Origin of the sequence: Rhodococcus sp. 06-1474-1B (assembly GCF_002258885.1) — a bacterium.
Classification (GTDB): Bacteria; Actinomycetota; Actinomycetes; order Mycobacteriales; family Mycobacteriaceae; genus Rhodococcoides; species Rhodococcoides fascians.
Genome location: NZ_NOYR01000019.1, coordinates 233965 through 248667 on the forward strand (window position 1 = coordinate 233965; position 14703 = coordinate 248667).

The 14703-nt window shown below is 66.6% G+C and carries 15 protein-coding genes and 1 riboswitch; of the genes, 10 read left to right on the top strand and 5 right to left on the bottom strand.

Annotated features, from left to right (window positions below):
* Positions 1 to 9 precede the first annotated feature (9 nt).
* On the top strand, positions 10 to 249 hold the full coding sequence (locus CH266_RS06475) for a DUF2530 domain-containing protein (RefSeq protein WP_094714969.1): 240 nt from the start codon (positions 10 to 12) through the stop codon (positions 247 to 249).
* Between the two features lie 141 nt (positions 250 to 390).
* A complete protein-coding gene (locus CH266_RS25335; protein WP_167327272.1) occupies positions 391 to 534 on the top strand; it encodes a hypothetical protein in 144 nt (47 codons plus the stop codon).
* On the opposite strand, the gene CH266_RS06480 is transcribed toward CH266_RS25335, so the two are convergent.
* The 3 genes from CH266_RS06480 to CH266_RS06490 are packed head-to-tail and all read right to left on the bottom strand — an operon-like array spanning position 503 to position 4903.
* Entirely contained in the window at positions 503 to 1054 is a 552-nt protein-coding gene (locus tag CH266_RS06480) for a phosphatase PAP2 family protein (protein WP_230591092.1), read from the bottom strand. The genes CH266_RS25335 and CH266_RS06480 overlap by 32 nt on opposite strands.
* Positions 1044 to 3770: a sacsin N-terminal ATP-binding-like domain-containing protein gene (locus CH266_RS06485; protein ID WP_094714970.1), complete on the bottom strand. Its 2727-nt coding sequence runs from the start codon at positions 3768 to 3770 to the stop codon at positions 1044 to 1046. The genes CH266_RS06480 and CH266_RS06485 overlap by 11 nt, the downstream gene beginning before the upstream one ends.
* Entirely contained in the window at positions 3767 to 4903 is a 1137-nt protein-coding gene (locus CH266_RS06490) for a DUF3027 domain-containing protein (RefSeq protein WP_094714971.1), read from the bottom strand. The genes CH266_RS06485 and CH266_RS06490 overlap by 4 nt, the downstream gene beginning before the upstream one ends.
* A 41-nt stretch (positions 4904 to 4944) precedes the next feature.
* Here CH266_RS06490 and CH266_RS06495 point away from each other — a divergent pair, with 41 nt between their 5' ends.
* The 3 genes from CH266_RS06495 to CH266_RS06505 are packed head-to-tail and all read left to right on the top strand — an operon-like array spanning position 4945 to position 8025.
* Positions 4945 to 5793: a glutaminyl-peptide cyclotransferase gene (locus CH266_RS06495; RefSeq protein ID WP_441347039.1), complete on the top strand. Its 849-nt coding sequence runs from the start codon at positions 4945 to 4947 to the stop codon at positions 5791 to 5793.
* Between the two features lie 4 nt (positions 5794 to 5797).
* The gene (locus CH266_RS06500) at positions 5798 to 7516 is read left to right on the top strand and encodes an MFS transporter (RefSeq protein WP_179284673.1); all 1719 of its coding nucleotides are present in this window, start codon (positions 5798 to 5800) and stop codon (positions 7514 to 7516) included.
* The gene (locus tag CH266_RS06505) at positions 7513 to 8025 is read left to right on the top strand and encodes a DUF2771 domain-containing protein (protein ID WP_032381659.1); all 513 of its coding nucleotides are present in this window, start codon (positions 7513 to 7515) and stop codon (positions 8023 to 8025) included. The genes CH266_RS06500 and CH266_RS06505 overlap by 4 nt, the downstream gene beginning before the upstream one ends.
* A gap of 3 nt (positions 8026 to 8028) precedes the next feature.
* Here the strand turns inward: CH266_RS06505 and CH266_RS06510 are convergent, their stop codons facing one another.
* Entirely contained in the window at positions 8029 to 8445 is a 417-nt protein-coding gene (locus CH266_RS06510; RefSeq protein ID WP_167327283.1) for a cold-shock protein, read from the bottom strand.
* A 190-nt stretch (positions 8446 to 8635) separates the two neighbouring features.
* On the opposite strand from CH266_RS06510, the gene CH266_RS06515 reads away from it, so the two are divergent.
* From CH266_RS06515 to CH266_RS06525, 3 genes are all read left to right on the top strand, one after another.
* Positions 8636 to 8854, top strand: a complete 219-nt coding sequence (locus tag CH266_RS06515; protein ID WP_027495896.1) for a hypothetical protein — start codon at positions 8636 to 8638, stop codon at positions 8852 to 8854.
* Between the two features lie 3 nt (positions 8855 to 8857).
* Entirely contained in the window at positions 8858 to 9232 is a 375-nt protein-coding gene (locus tag CH266_RS06520; RefSeq protein ID WP_027495895.1) for a YccF domain-containing protein, read from the top strand.
* A gap of 270 nt (positions 9233 to 9502) precedes the next feature.
* Positions 9503 to 9711: riboswitch (cyclic di-AMP (ydaO/yuaA leader) on the top strand.
* Between the two features lie 8 nt (positions 9712 to 9719).
* Positions 9720 to 10331: a transglycosylase family protein gene (locus CH266_RS06525; RefSeq protein ID WP_027495894.1), complete on the top strand. Its 612-nt coding sequence runs from the start codon at positions 9720 to 9722 to the stop codon at positions 10329 to 10331.
* Between the two features lie 77 nt (positions 10332 to 10408).
* On the opposite strand, the gene CH266_RS06530 is transcribed toward CH266_RS06525, so the two are convergent.
* On the bottom strand, positions 10409 to 10597 hold the full coding sequence (locus tag CH266_RS06530) for a hypothetical protein (protein WP_008719333.1): 189 nt from the start codon (positions 10595 to 10597) through the stop codon (positions 10409 to 10411).
* 61 nt (positions 10598 to 10658) lie between these two features.
* Between CH266_RS06530 and CH266_RS06535 the strand changes: the two genes are divergently transcribed.
* A complete protein-coding gene (locus tag CH266_RS06535; protein WP_032365879.1) occupies positions 10659 to 12950 on the top strand; it encodes a helicase-associated domain-containing protein in 2292 nt (763 codons plus the stop codon).
* An 89-nt stretch (positions 12951 to 13039) separates the two neighbouring features.
* Entirely contained in the window at positions 13040 to 14695 is a 1656-nt protein-coding gene (locus CH266_RS06540; protein ID WP_027495892.1) for a DNA repair helicase XPB, read from the top strand.
* Positions 14696 to 14703 lie beyond the last annotated feature (8 nt).

Consider the following 14703-nt stretch of genomic DNA (forward strand, 5'->3'; position numbering starts at 1 on the left):
CGTGAATTCGTGGCCGACGTCCCGCAGATCCCGCCCCGCCTCACCGATCCGGTGCCGGTGTTGACGATCGGCATCCTCGGTTGGATCGTCGCGCTGTTCGTGTTCACGGCCACCGGCGACCGCAGCGACGACGCGGTGGCGACGTGTTGGTCCGGTATCGCGGTCGGCGCTGTCGGGTTCGCTCTGTTCCTCGCGCAGAGAGCCGCGTCACGACGCGGCAGCAGAACCGCCCAACGCGGCCTCGATTGAGATCAGGATCACGTTAGCCCGATCACGAAAACCCTTCTGACGTGGGCAAACTAACCCCTCAGCCGGTTGAGTAACACAGAGTTAACGTGGAGCATAGGTTATGTCAGTTTCGATAACCTTTGATCCACGAAAGCACAGGCCATGAAGTTCGTCGCTCAGTACCGCAACCGCCGCAACCACGTCCGCTCGCTCCGCGCCCTTTACGCACGCGCCAACGCTGTCTCCAGCCCGGCCATGCGTGACGAGCTCCTCGTCATCGCGCAGCGCTCGGATTTCTCGCGCTGATCGCTTTTTCGGCGTAGATCCAACCCAGCCCCCACAGGGCACCGAACACCCAGCCGGCCAGCACGTCCGTCGTCCAGTGCGCACCCAGATAGATCCGAGAGAATCCGATCAGCAGGGCCGCGACCACAGGCAACGTCAGTAGCACCGGCCGATGCAGCCACGGAGTGGACGATCGCAGCATCACCGCGATCGCCACCGTGGCAAGCAACATCGACATCGTCGCGTGGCCGGACGGAAACGAATGGCTCGAAATCTCCACCAGCCGTTCGGGAATCGGTGGACGTTCCCGCGCGAACGCGAACTTCAGCGCATTCATCAGCCCCCACCCGGTGAGCATCGAACCCGCGACCATCCACGCGTCGACAGTCCTCTTGGACGTCAGCAACGCGCCCCACGCCCCCGCGGACAACACGAACATCATGAAGGTGTTCCCCACCGTGGTGATGATCCAGAACATCGTCGTGACCCAGCCGACTCGATGCTCGACCATCCACTCCAACACGGCATGGTCAGGCCCCACGAGGTCGCTCCCAACTTTCCACACAATGCACTGTTCCGTCCGGTGTCACCCACCACGGCACAGCGCGGTCACCGCTGACAGCTCCCGACAACCGCACCACCAGTTCGCGGTGCACCACCACCGAACCTGTCGGCAGCGGTAGCCCGAGCACCGCACAGGCCAGCACGGCCCCGGGCTCTCGATCCCACGAACTGACGCGTCCGACTCCGCGAACCTCGCCGGTGATGGCCTCCGACGCCCGCCTGATGTCGAGGACGTCGGCCAGCGCGGCTGCCGTGGTCATGTCCGAGAGCACCGCCACCTCCGGTGGCACGACCGGTGCCAGCCACGGCGCATCGACGACCAACCCGTCCGACGCATCGGCCACGGTGCCGCCGAGAGTGCGCACGCGATCCGGTGGATCGAGATCCGCCACGTCGATGCGTCGATCCAGGACGGCACTGGCGATCAGCGTGTGCGTGCGCGCGATCACCGCCGCCGTCGGATGTCGCTGCGGGTCCTCGAGTGCACGCAACAACACCCGCGCGCTCTCGACGCTCTCACAGGTCGACGCGGCGAGCACCGCGTGCAGTTCGTCGGCGCGCGGATGATCCAACGGATCGAGCAGACCGGCGAACGTCTCGTCCGACGGCGCCCGGAACGTGATGGGCGAGCGGTTGTCGATCAGCGCATGACGTCGCAGCCACCATGCCGTGTAGCCGTCCCGGTCGGTCAAGGCTGCACGGGTACTCGGTTCGTCGAGCAGAATCGTCAGAGCTTCGGCCCAGGCATCCGACCGGACCAGGTCGAGATCACGAACCGCAACAAGGGTTTCCGGCTCCGTGGCCAGACTCGACCACCAGGCGGGCTCGTCGTCCAGGTCGTGATCCGGCCCCGTCGGACACTCGTCGCGCACCACCGAGAACCCCCAGCCGACGCCCACCGCGCGCAGGGCCCGCTTCCCGAACCTGGCCACGGAGGCCGCCGACAGAACACCGAACGGCGAACCCCGAACCAACAGCCTCGCCAACGGTGCACCGGGCAGCAACAGTTCGTCCGCACTGCGCAATTCGCCCTCGTCGTCTTCGAGTGGCAGACTCCCGAGCCACCCCGGAAGCGCTCCCGCCTCCCCCGCCAGCGCCAGCACTGCAGACACCAGGCCATCCACCTCGTCGCCGTCCCAATCGAGATCGTCGAGGGCCGCTTCGAGGGCGGGATCCGACAACAGCTCGGCCGCAGTGGCCTCCCGCGCACCCAGCCGAATCAACAACGGACTCACCGCATCCGGATGCACCAGGCGTACCCACGTGACCTCGGCCGACGCGTCCGACCCGACGACGGTAGTCCGTGGACCGGTGATCGTACGACCGTCCGCAAGCGGAACCGGCAGCGCAGCAAGTTCTTCCGCTGCGACCCCGTCGACGACGAGCGGAGTCAACGCGTCGTAGAGTCGCCGCCACCAGGCCGGCTCACGGGCCTGCCCGCCGAGCATCTCGGCCAACCGCGCCAACCCGATGCGGTGCACTCCCACCGCCGACAACGCCGACGCGTGCCGCGCGCCCGACAGAGTGGCGTCCACCAGATTCGGGACCACATCGAGCAACACCGCGGCGAGTTCCTCGGTGGCATCGGCCAGAACATGGGCACGTTCGGGTACGAGATCGGGCCCATCGGCAGCGGGAAGCCATGGTGCGGTGGACAATCGGCGAAAGATCAGCTCACGTAGCTCTCCGTCGATCGCACTGCGCGCGAACCCGACCTCGGGTACGAACGACACTCGCGCGGACGCAGGCAACGACGCCACGAAATCGGGATAACCGTGGGCCACCTCGGCGACAGAGACGCCGGGCAACACTCGTCGACGATCCGGCTGCATGGGTACATCGGCAACGACCAACGCGGGCAACGACAACAGCTCGTCCGACCGCGTCGGGGCCCGCAACACATCCGGCGCTGCGGGAACGGGTAGACCGTCGACCATCGGAACGATCCACCGCGCAGCCGAGGTGGTGTACTGCAGCCACGTTCGCGAACCGATGGCGATCTCGACGCGTGCATCGTCGAGTTCCGTTCTCACACAGTCGACGACGACACCATCGATCTCGATGGAATCCAACGCGTCGAGCTCGAGCAACAAGTCGACGGCCTCGTCGAGGAACCCCCCGGCAAAGGATTCCGCTTGCACATCGGGTCGCGGCGTCAACACGATCTCGGTATCGAACCCGGCAGCGGGCGGTGTGGAAGTAGGCCACGCCAACCGAAGCACCGGCACACCCGACTCCGGCACTGTCATGTCCCGCTCGCGCAACGCGGTCAGAGTGCGCTCGGCGCTGAAGATCACCCCGCCACCGCGCGAGCGGACCTCGATCTCGTCGGACGCCGATCGCACCGCGGTGAAGCCGACCCCGAACTGTCCGACACCCGGATCGGCCGCAGCCTTCGCCGACGCCCGCAGCGCGGTGAGAGCATGCACACCCGACACATCCAGCGCGGCACCGGTGTTGGCGACATGCAACGCATCCGCCTCGTCGGTCCACACCGATAGCCGACCCGGGACGCCGGCTCGCTGCGCAGCATCAGCCGCGTTCTGTGCCAACTCGGTCAACAAACGATCGCGGTATCCCCCGCGCACCAGATCTGCCTCGGATGCCGAATCTTCCCGCAGCCGCGTGGGCGAGGAACCCCAGGACGCGAGAATCGACTCGCGAAGCGACCCGGTACCGAAAGGATCGATCAGCTCGGCGATGCCGAATCCTCCTGCTGCACACCATCGTCGACACTGGAATCGGCGACGAGATCGACACCGGCATCGGCATCGACTGCGGGAGACGCGTCGTCAGTAGAAGAGGCGTCGCCAGTGGAAGGGGCTGCATCAATGGAAGGCGCTGCGTCAGCTGCATCGTTCCCGGTCTCGACCACCTCTGGCTCTGCCGGTGCGGAGTCTGCCGACTCGGGTGCTGCCGATTCCGGTGCTGCCGCGTCGGGCTGGGGCTCCTCGGACTCCGCCACCGCTACCGTCTCGGCCGACGAGACGATCGCTTCCGAATCATCCTCTGCAACAGCGTCGTTCGCGGTAGGCTCGTTCGACTGTGCGGCACCGGTCGGCGACGGAGTGACGTCGAGTGCTGCGTCGTCGTACGGCTCGAACTGCGGCGAGCCCGCTCCGGTGGGCAGCTCGGTATCGGAGTGCGCGCCGCAACCGTATTCGACGTGCACCACATGACCGTCGGCGGCGAACTCGTTGCCACACACTCCGAACGCTGCGGAGAGCGATCCCGCGAGGGGTAGGTAGAAACCGCAGAGTCCACACGTGGACGGCGCGGCCTTGGCCATCTCGCTGTCCGGGCCGAAGTCGCCGTCGTGCCATCGTTCGGCGGCATCGAGCCGTCCCTCGAGGCTGGTGACCTGAGTGCGGCCGAGCCCGATCTCGCCGGCCACCTCGTCGATGGCGGGGTCACCGGACGCGACGTATCCCGGCACCAGCCGCGGGTCGTCTCGACGTGGAGAGAGCAGATCGCCCGGCCCGAGATCACCGGGTCGGATGCGCTCGTCCCAGGGCACCCAGGACGGTGCCACGAGAGCATCGGGACCGGGTAGCAGCACGAGTTCGCTGACGGTGGCGTGATCGGCGTCGTCGGGAGCAGCGACGACAACGGCCCACTGCCATCCGCGATAGCCGTCCAGATCGCTAGCGAAGCGGTGGGTGGCAGCACTGTCGTCCTCCACGGTCACGCCGAGGTACTCGCCGACACCGCCCTCTCCCAGCTCGAGCAGAGCCTGCCGCGCGAGGTCCACGGCATCGGCCAAGACGGGGCGGATGGATCCGAGCTCTGGAGAAGATACGACACTCACACATTCAGTTTGCCGCATCAACTCGGTGACGCCCAGTTCGGGCTGCCATCATGGATGCAATGACCGTCCGCGCTCGCACCTTCGCTGCACTCGTGACGTCCCTGTTGACCGTCACCGCCTGCTCGTCGACGTCGGGTCCAGGCGACTCGGCCCCCATCACGTCGGACTCGGTACCCACGCTGGGCGCCGAGGTTCTACGTTCCTACGACCGCGCCGACGACGCCTTCACTCAGGGGTTCGAGATCGACGGTGATGTGCTCTACGAGGGCACCGGGCTGGAGGGCTCCTCCTTCGTCCGCCGCACGTCGCTCGAGAACATGACCGAGCTGGAGCGGGTCGATCTGCCGTCCGACCTGTTCGGCGAGGGCATCACCGTCGACGGCGACACCCTGTGGCAGATCACCTGGCAAGACGGAGTCGCCATCGCCCGCGACCGGGACACCCTGGCCGAACAGCGCCGAGTGAACTACGGCGGCGAAGGATGGGGGCTGTGCACGCAGGGTGAAGGAACCCCGGACGACCGACTGGTCATGAGCGACGGCACGTCCACCCTGACCTTCCGTGACCCCACATCCTTCGACGCCGTGAACACCGTCGACGTCACACTCGACGGCAATCCGGTGGAACGACTCAACGAACTCGAATGCGCCGAGGACGGCTCGATCTACGCCAACGTCTGGCAGACCTTCGACATCATGCGCATCGACCCCACCACCGGCCGCGTCACCGCCGTCGTCGACGGCAAGCCGATGTGGGATTCGATGTCGGCCACCGAGCGAAACGGAGCCGACGTCTTCAACGGCATCGCCCAGATCCCCGGGACCGACAGATTCCTCGTGACCGGCAAATTCTGGCCCAAGATCTTCGAGGTGCGATTCACCGATCCCGCGGCCGTAGGACAGAATTGATCACGTGACCGATCCGCGACTGCCCCACCCCACGCCAGGTGCGGAAAACTCGGGCGCTGGCAACGAAACCGGTCACTCCACTGCTGACGAACAGAGCTCGGAGCATCCCGGTTTCGTCAACTATCCACCGGCCGACCCCCGTGCTGTCCAATCCAGCGCCGGCGGCCACGTTCCGAGCCGCCGCCAACCGTTGCCGCCGCTGCACCCGGCGCGCACGCAGCAGATCACCGCGGCGCGTGGCCGAACCGGCGGGCGTAAGCCACCACCGATGCCCAAGAAGCTCACCGTCACCCGTGTCGCGGCGATGCGTGGGCGTGAGCTGACCGGCAAAGGAATCGCGTCGTTCCAGCGGGCTGCGAAAGCCGATGGGGCGGACAAGTCCGGGCTGACCGCGCTGACCTACGCGACGATGGCGAACTTCGCATCGGACGCTGCCCTGGCGATTGCACTGGCCAACACGCTGTTCTTCTCCGCGGCGACCGGTGAGGACAAGACGAAGGTTGCGCTGTACCTGGTCATCACCATCGCCCCGTTCGCGCTGATCGCGCCGCTGATCGGCCCGTTGCTCGACCGGTTGCAGCACGGCCGACGCATCGCGCTGGCCACCTCGTTCGGCCTGCGTACCGTGCTGGCGGTGGTGTTGGTGTTCAACTTCGACAGTTGGGTGCTCTATCCAGCGGCGCTGGGCATGCTCGTCCTGAGCAAATCGTTTGCGGTACTCAAGAGTGCGGTGACGCCGCGGGTGCTGCCACCGGAGATCGACCTCGTCCGCGTCAACTCGAGGCTCACCGTCTTCGGACTGCTCGGGGGCACCATCGCCGCAGGCGCTGTCGCCGGCGGTATCGCCTTCGTCGCCGATTCGCCCGGCGCACTGTGGTTCGTCGCCGCGATCACCGTGCTCGGCGCATACCTGAGCATGCGCATCCCGTCCTGGGTGGAAGTGACCGAGGGCGAGGTTCCGGCCACCCTCGGCTATCACGCCGACCAGCATCACGGCAGCGATTACCCCGGCAGCGGTGCCCCGACCGAGAAGCTGAGGCGCACTCCGCCGCCTGCCACCGCCGCCAAGAACCGCAGGCAGCCACTGGGCCGTGCGGTGATCGTCGGACTCTGGGGCAACGGCACGATCAGAATTCTCACCGGCTTCCTCACGCTGTACATCGCGTTCGTCGCAAAATCCCGCACCGAACACGAGCCGCTGCAGCAGGCCGCGATGCTCGGACTGGTCGGAGCCGCCGCCGGTCTCGGCAACTTCGCCGGCAACGCACTCGGTGCCAGGATCAAGCTCGGCCGACCATCGGTGGTCGTCCTGCGGTGCACGGTCGCGGTGACGGTCGTCGCCGTCGTCGCAGCCGTCACGGACAGTTTGCTCACTGCCGCCGTGGCCGCCCTGGTCGCGTCGAGCGCGAGCGCACTGGCCAAGGTCTCGCTCGACGCGTCTCTGCAGTCCGACCTGCCTCCGGAGTCCATTGCATCCGGATTCGGCCGCTCGGAAACCGTCATGCAGCTGTGCTGGGTTCTCGGCGGAACGCTCGGGGTGTTGCTTCCCACCGAGTACTGGCTCGGTTTCACGGTCGTGTCGGTGTTGCTTACGATCGGCCTCGTGCAGACCTTCCTGACGTACCGCGGTCGATCATTGCTACCCGGGTTCGGTGGCAACCGGCCCGACCATGTCGAACAAGAAGTATCCGACAGCTCCTACGGCGAAAACGTGACCAAGTGAACCTGGCTCCCCGCACCAAGAAGATCGCGTCGCTGATCGCCGCCGGCCTGTTCGTCATCGCCGTCGCGTTCGTCGGTGTACTCGCCGTCCTGATCGGCAATGCTCCCGACAAGGAACCGGTCGTCACGGCGTACTCCAACGGTCGAGCCGTACAAGTCGAGCCGTACCTGTACTGCGCCGTGAGCGACCCGCTGTGCACCAACGTCGGCGAGACTGCCGAGATCCAGGTGGGTTCTGCCCCGACGGTGCAGTTGTCGATGCCCGAGGCCGTCTACTCCGCGCCGTGGGAACTGGCGTTGGTCTACGGCGACGACAGCGGGGCGGTCGTGGAGAGCAGCCAGTTCAATCAGCCGGGAACCCGGCTGAGCGTCACCGTCCCGACGACGGACGACGGCGGCCGAACCTTGCTCGGAATCGAGGTTCGGCTACCCACGGGAATCATCGACACCGACACCAATACCGAGAGCTTCGTCAGCCACGCGATCTGGTCCATCGGCACGCGTCCGTAACGATCAGCTGTCGAGCTCGCGAGCGACTGCGCGCACCACCTCGGAGATGCGCTGAGCGATCTTGCGGTCCGGGTACTTGCCTTTGCGGAGTTCCGGCTGCACCGTCGCTTCGAGCAGCGTGATCATGTCCTCGACCATGCCGTGCAGTTCGTCGGGTGTGTGCTTGCGCTCGACGGGCTCGCGGCGGGTGCTGCCGCTGTTCTGGCGAATCGACGGGGCAGGCTCGAGAACCTTCAGGCTCAGTGCCTGCGGGCCACGACGGCCCGCGGCCATGCCGAATTCGACGCGCTGGCCGGCTTTGAGGCCGTCGACGCCTTCGGGCAGCGCTGACGAACGCACATACACGTCCTCGCCTTCCTCCTGCGAGAGGAATCCGAATCCCTTGTCGACGTCGTACCACTTCACCTTGCCGGTCGGCACTGAGCTCACCCGTTCATCTGTTGCTGTCGTTGGTTTCGTATCCGCACGCCCGATGTCGGGACCCTGCGGTGTGCACAAGTTTCGCGCCCCACGAAAACGCAGGACGCGAATACGCCAGTCTAGCGCGCAGGCCCCGAATAGGGCATTCCGGTTTTTCGCACGACGCACCGCCGCGCACTACCGTGGTGGTGTGGACTCATCAACTCGCAAGCGAAGTACTGCACTGCTGCGCATCGCGCTGGTGCTGTTCGCGATCGGCCTCGTCGCCATCGTCGCGATCCTGTTCTTCCCGGTCTTCTCCGACGCCAAGCCGCCACTGGGCCTGTACCTGACGGCGATGTTCTCGGCACCCGCCGGATTCGTGCTCGCTCTGGTGTACGCGCTGCTCTCCGGCCGACGGGCGCGATAGATCATGCGACTGCTCCTGAACGTCATCTGGCTCGTGTTCGGTGGACTGTGGCTCGCACTCGGCTACTTCTTCGCGGGACTCCTGCTGTGCATCCTGATCGTGACCATTCCGTTCGGGATCGCGTCGTTCCGCATCGGCGTCTACGCCCTGTGGCCGTTCGGGTCGACGATCGTCGACAAGCCCGGCGCGGGTTCGGGTGCCCTCGTGGGCAACGTGCTGTGGCTCGTCCTCGCCGGGTGGTGGCTGGCGCTGACACACGTCGTCACGGCGATCGCGATGGCCATCACGATCATCGGTATTCCGCTCGCGATCGCGAACCTCAAGTTGATTCCGGTCTCGCTGATGCCGCTGGGAAAAGACATCGTTGCGGTTCGGTGACCTTTCGAGGCCCCCTAGCGTGATGTGACTTCCGTCACATCACGCTTCGGTAACAGACCGGCAACAGCACGGGGTCGATCACCGAGAACAGCCACTAGCTGGGCCTATTCGAGCGACCGGAATCAGACCGTCGGGACGGTCGCTGACACACGAAAAAATCGACAGTTACCAAATAGTGACGTAACCCGGGAATTTCAGTACGGTCAGCAGCGGCCGGAAAGTTCGGCCGAATTCCGGCCCGCAGCGCCAAACCTCGTCCCGCGGGAACCGGAACAACCCTCGACGATCACCCAGGGGACGAGGACGGGGGACCCACGTCCTCCACGGACAACCGGGAACTTGTAGCGACTCACGAAGCCGCACCGAGTTCCCTTGGGGTGAAGCCCAATTGCTCATCCGATATGGAAGAGCAAGAAGGCCGGGCTACCTCTCAGCCCGAACCCGACAGCTGACCTCGCAGGCGCGTGTGGAGAGGATTTCAACTCGTATGAGCGGACGTCATCGCAAGCCGAGCACCACTGGCAAGACCGTCGCAAAGGTCGCCGTCACCGGTGCCATCATGGGCACCGCGGGCATCGCCTTCACCGGTACCGCCAACGCGGCACCGGATTCCGACTGGGATCGCCTTGCACAGTGTGAAGCAGGCGGCAACTGGGGCATCAACACCGGCAACGGCTTCCAGGGCGGATTGCAGTTCTCCCCCAGCACCTGGAACGCACACGGTGGACAGCAGTACGCGGCAACGGCCAACCAGGCCAGCCGTGAAGAGCAGATCGCAGTCGCCGAGAAGGTCCTCGACTCGCAGGGCTGGGGCGCATGGCCCTCCTGCTCCTCGAGCCTCGGTCTGAGCAGCGCACCCACCGAGCGCAGCGTTCCGGCCACTCCCAAGGCACCGGAAGTTCCCGCCCTCCCCGATCTGACGTCGATCCCGTCGATCGATGCGTCGGCCGAGGTCGTCAACGGCATCGTCACCGCCGTCCAGAACATCACCAACGATCCCCAGATCGCGTCGTTCGTCCAGAACGCCGCTCAGGGCATCCAGCTCGATCCGCAGGTCGTCAGCTTCTACCAGGCGAACAAGGCGTTCCTGCCCCAGTAGCAAGAACCGCCGCTATACGAGAAAAGCCCCCGACATCGCGAAGATGTCGGGGGCTTTCTCGTGTTCGGGCGCCGTTGTCAGCGATTGACGACGGTCACCGGATGGGCGTAGGGCAGGTCTTCGACGGGCAGCGGGAACTCGGTGTCCTCACCGAAGGGCGACAAGCCACCCGATCGAGCGGACGAGAGTTCGGTCACCGCGTGGTCACCGCGAGCGGTTTCCGGCCAGCCTGGATCGACATAGGGCTTCTTCGACTTGTTCACCATGGGCCCATTTTGACACCTGCCCTGCGGCGAGCACCAGCCCAGGTCTCTAATCTGATAGACGATGACCGACACGACTGCGCCCCGACACACCGACATGCCTCCCGATCTGCCTCAGTGGATCGCAGCTCGCACCGACGCGGAGCTGATCAAGGCCATGTCGTTGCGTCCGGATCTGACTGCGCCGCCGCCCGCCTCGCTGGCAGTGCTGGCCGGCCGGGCCGAGCAACGCCGGTCGATCCTGCACACTGCGGACACCCTCGACACCCTGGCCCTGACCGTGCTCGAGATCCTGGCCATCGAAGAGGCCTACGAGCGTCCGGTCACCAGGGCCACGCTGCTGTCCGTCATCGCCAAGCGCGCCCCGGCCAAAGCCGTGGACAAAGCGCTGTCCCAACTGCGCGAACGCTTTCTCGTCTGGGGCGACGCCGCCGGGTTCCGGATCAGCGCAACCGCTGCGGACGCCGTGCCGTGGCGCATCGGCCGCGCACTCGACCCGGTGGACACCCTCACCGAAACCCACATCACCACAGCGCTGGCCGCACTCGAGGACGGCGAACGCAATCTTCTCGACACCCTGGCCAGGTCTTCGCCCACCGGCCGTACCCGAGACGCCGCGCCGGGCACCCCACCCGATCGGCCCGTGCAGAAACTGCTCGCCGCAGGCCTGCTGATCTGGTTGGACGAGCAAACCGTCGAACTCCCCGTCCAGGTCGGTCAGATATTGCGCGGCGAGCCCATGACCGATCCCCGCTCACTCGCCGAACCGAAGCTGACGACCACTGCACATGCGCTCGCCGACGTCGACGCTGCCGCGGCGGGCGAGGCACTGGAGCTCGGGCGGCACTGTGTGGCCATCATCGAGGCGCTGTCCGCGTCACCGGCTCCCGCCCTCAAGGCCGGCGGGCTCGGAGTGCGCGAGCTGCGCAAGATCACCAAGGCCACCGGACTCGACGACGACCGCGTGAGCATCCTCGTCGAACTGCTCGCCGCCGCCCATCTGATCTCCAGCGGAACCCCGGACCCTGTCCCCTCCGCCGACACCGGCGACGACTACTGGGCACCGACGCCCGCCGTCGACGCGTGGCTCGCCGCGGCCCCGGCCGCCCGCTGGCACACCCTCGCCTCCGCCTGGCTCGAGACGCCGCGAGCCCCGTGGGTGATCGGCATGCGTGACCCCAACGACAAGCCCATCGCTGCGTTGTCCGACGAAGTCCGCTCGCCTGCCGCGCCCCGCGACCGTCGCATGATCCTGGAGCTGCTCGCCGAGCTCGGCAGTGGACACGCCGCGACGCCCACCGACCTCACCCGCACACTGACGTGGCGTCGACCCCGGTGGTCCGGACGGTTCGGCGTGACACCCGTCGGGCACGTGATCGCCGAGGCGACCGCGCTGGGAGTGGTCGCGCGCGGCGCGATGTCGACGCCGGGACGCTCGCTGCTGCACGACGGTAATGCCGAGGCCGACATGCGCGCGGCACTCCCCGAGCCGATCGACTACGTGTTGGTGCAGGCCGACCTGACGCTGGTGGCACCGGGACCGCTCGAACCGGATCTGCAGGATCGGATCGCGCTCGTCGCCGACGTCGAGTCGGCGGGTGCCGCGACGATGTATCGCATCAGCGACACGAGCCTGCGCCGGGCCCTCGACGTGGGCCTGACGGCCTCGGAGTTGCATTCGTTGTTCGCGACCCATTCCCGCACTCCGGTTCCGCAGGCCCTGACGTATCTGATCGACGACGTGGCCAGGCGTCACGGCCGGCTACGCGCCGGCGTGGCCGCGTCGTTCGTCCGGTGCGAGGATCCGGCGTTGCTCGCCGAGGTGATGGCCTCTCCGGCCGCCGAGTCGCTGGCCCTGCGCGCCCTCGCCCCGACCGTCGCGATCTCCCAGGCACCGCTGGCCGAGGTGCTGTCGGTACTCGCCGGGGCCGGATTCGCGCCCGCGGGTGAAGACTCGTCCGGCACCATCGTCGATCTTCGAGCCCGCGGCTCCCGGGTGTCGGCGCGGCGGCCGCGCCAGACCTTCCGTACCCCGGCCGTTCCCACCGACGAGCAGCTCGGGTCGTTGGTACGCGGAATGCGAGCCGCCGACCGCGCTGCGGGCAACGGCGGTGCGGTGGTGCGCGCCGACGGATCTCGCGCGAGCAGCACCGCGACGATGACGCTGCTGCAGACAGCAGCGAAGGTCAAGCGCAGCGTCAGCATCGGGTACGTCGACGCACAGGGCGTCGCGACCCACCGCATCGTCGATCCGATCAGCATCGGCGGCGGTCAACTCGACGCATTCGACCCCGCCACCGGGGGCGTGAGGCGGTTCACTCTGCACCGCATCACCTCCGTCGCCTTGGTGGACTGAGTCACTGCTCACGTGCACGCGGGCCCCTACCTGTGGACAATGGAGAAGTTGCGCTCTTTCGGGCGCAGCAGAAGTCTCTAGGAGGAACCGTGACCGACGGCCCGCTGATCGTCCAGTCCGACAAAACGCTGTTGCTCGAGGTCGATCACGAACTCGCGGGCGCAGCGCGGGCGGCGATCGCACCGTTCGCCGAGCTCGAACGTGCGCCCGAGCACGTGCACACCTACCGCATCACCCCGCTGGCGCTGTGGAACGCGCGCGCTGCCGGTCACGATGCCGAGCAGGTGGTCGACGCGTTGGTCAACTTCTCGCGCTATGCGGTACCGCAGCCGTTGCTGGTCGACATCGTCGACACGATGGCCCGATACGGCCGGTTGCAGTTGGTCAAGAGCCCGGTCCACGGTCTGGTGCTGATCAGCCTGGACCGCGCCGTGCTCACCGAAGTGATGCGGCACAAGAAGATTGCGCCCATGCTCGGCGCGATGGTGGACGAGGACACGGTCATCGTGCATCCGAGCGAACGCGGCCACGTGAAGCAGATGTTGCTCAAGATCGGCTGGCCCGCCGAGGACCTCGCCGGCTACGTCGACGGCGAAGCGCACCCGATCGAGCTCGATACCGAGGGTGGCAAGTGGACGCTGCGCGACTACCAGGAGATGGCCGCGGATTCGTTCTGGGCCGGCGGCTCCGGCGTCGTCGTGCTGCCGTGTGGTGCGGGTAAGACCATGGTCGGTGCGGCGGCGATGGCCAGAGCCAAGGCCACCACGCTGATCCTGGTCACCAACACCGTCGCCGGCAGGCAGTGGAAGCGCGAGCTCATCGCTCGCACGTCGCTCACCGAGGAGGAAATCGGCGAGTATTCGGGCGAGCGCAAAGAGATCCGCCCTGTGACAATCGCCACGTACCAGGTCATCACCCGTCGAACCAAGGGTGAGTACAAGCACCTGGAGCTGTTCGATTCCCGCGACTGGGGATTGGTGATCTACGACGAGGTACACCTGCTTCCCGCACCGGTGTTCCGCATGACAGCCGACCTGCAGTCACGGCGTCGACTCGGCTTGACGGCCACGCTCGTCCGCGAGGACGGACGCGAGGGCGACGTCTTCTCGCTGATCGGCCCGAAGCGCTACGACGCGCCCTGGAAGGACATCGAGGCGCAGGGGTGGATCGCACCGGCCGAGTGCATCGAGGTGCGCGTCACCCTCACCGACGCCGAGCGCATGTCGTACGCGGTCGCCGAACCCGAGGAGCGCTACAAGCTCTGCTCGACGGCGCACACCAAGATCGCCGTCGTGAAATCGATCCTTGCCAAACACCAGGACGCTCCGACGTTGGTGATCGGCGCGTACCTCGATCAGCTGAACGAACTCGGTGAAGCCCTGAACGCGCCGGTGATCCAGGGCTCGACCAAGAACAAGGAACGCGAGGTGCTGTTCGACGCCTTCCGCAAGGGTGAGATCCAGACTCTGGTGGTGAGCAAGGTGGCCAACTTCTCGATCGACCTTCCCGAAGCGTCGGTGGCAGTCCAGGTTTCGGGAACGTTCGGCTCCCGACAGGAAGAAGCCCAGCGACTGGGCCGATTGCTTCGGCCGAAACACGACGGTGGTCAGGCGCACTTCTACTCGGTGGTCTCGCGCGATACCCTCGACGCCGAATACGCCGCGCACCGACAGCGGTTCCTCGCCGAACAGGGGTACGCGTACCGCATCACCGACGCCGACGACCTGCTCGGCCCGGCAATCTGACGCTTCGT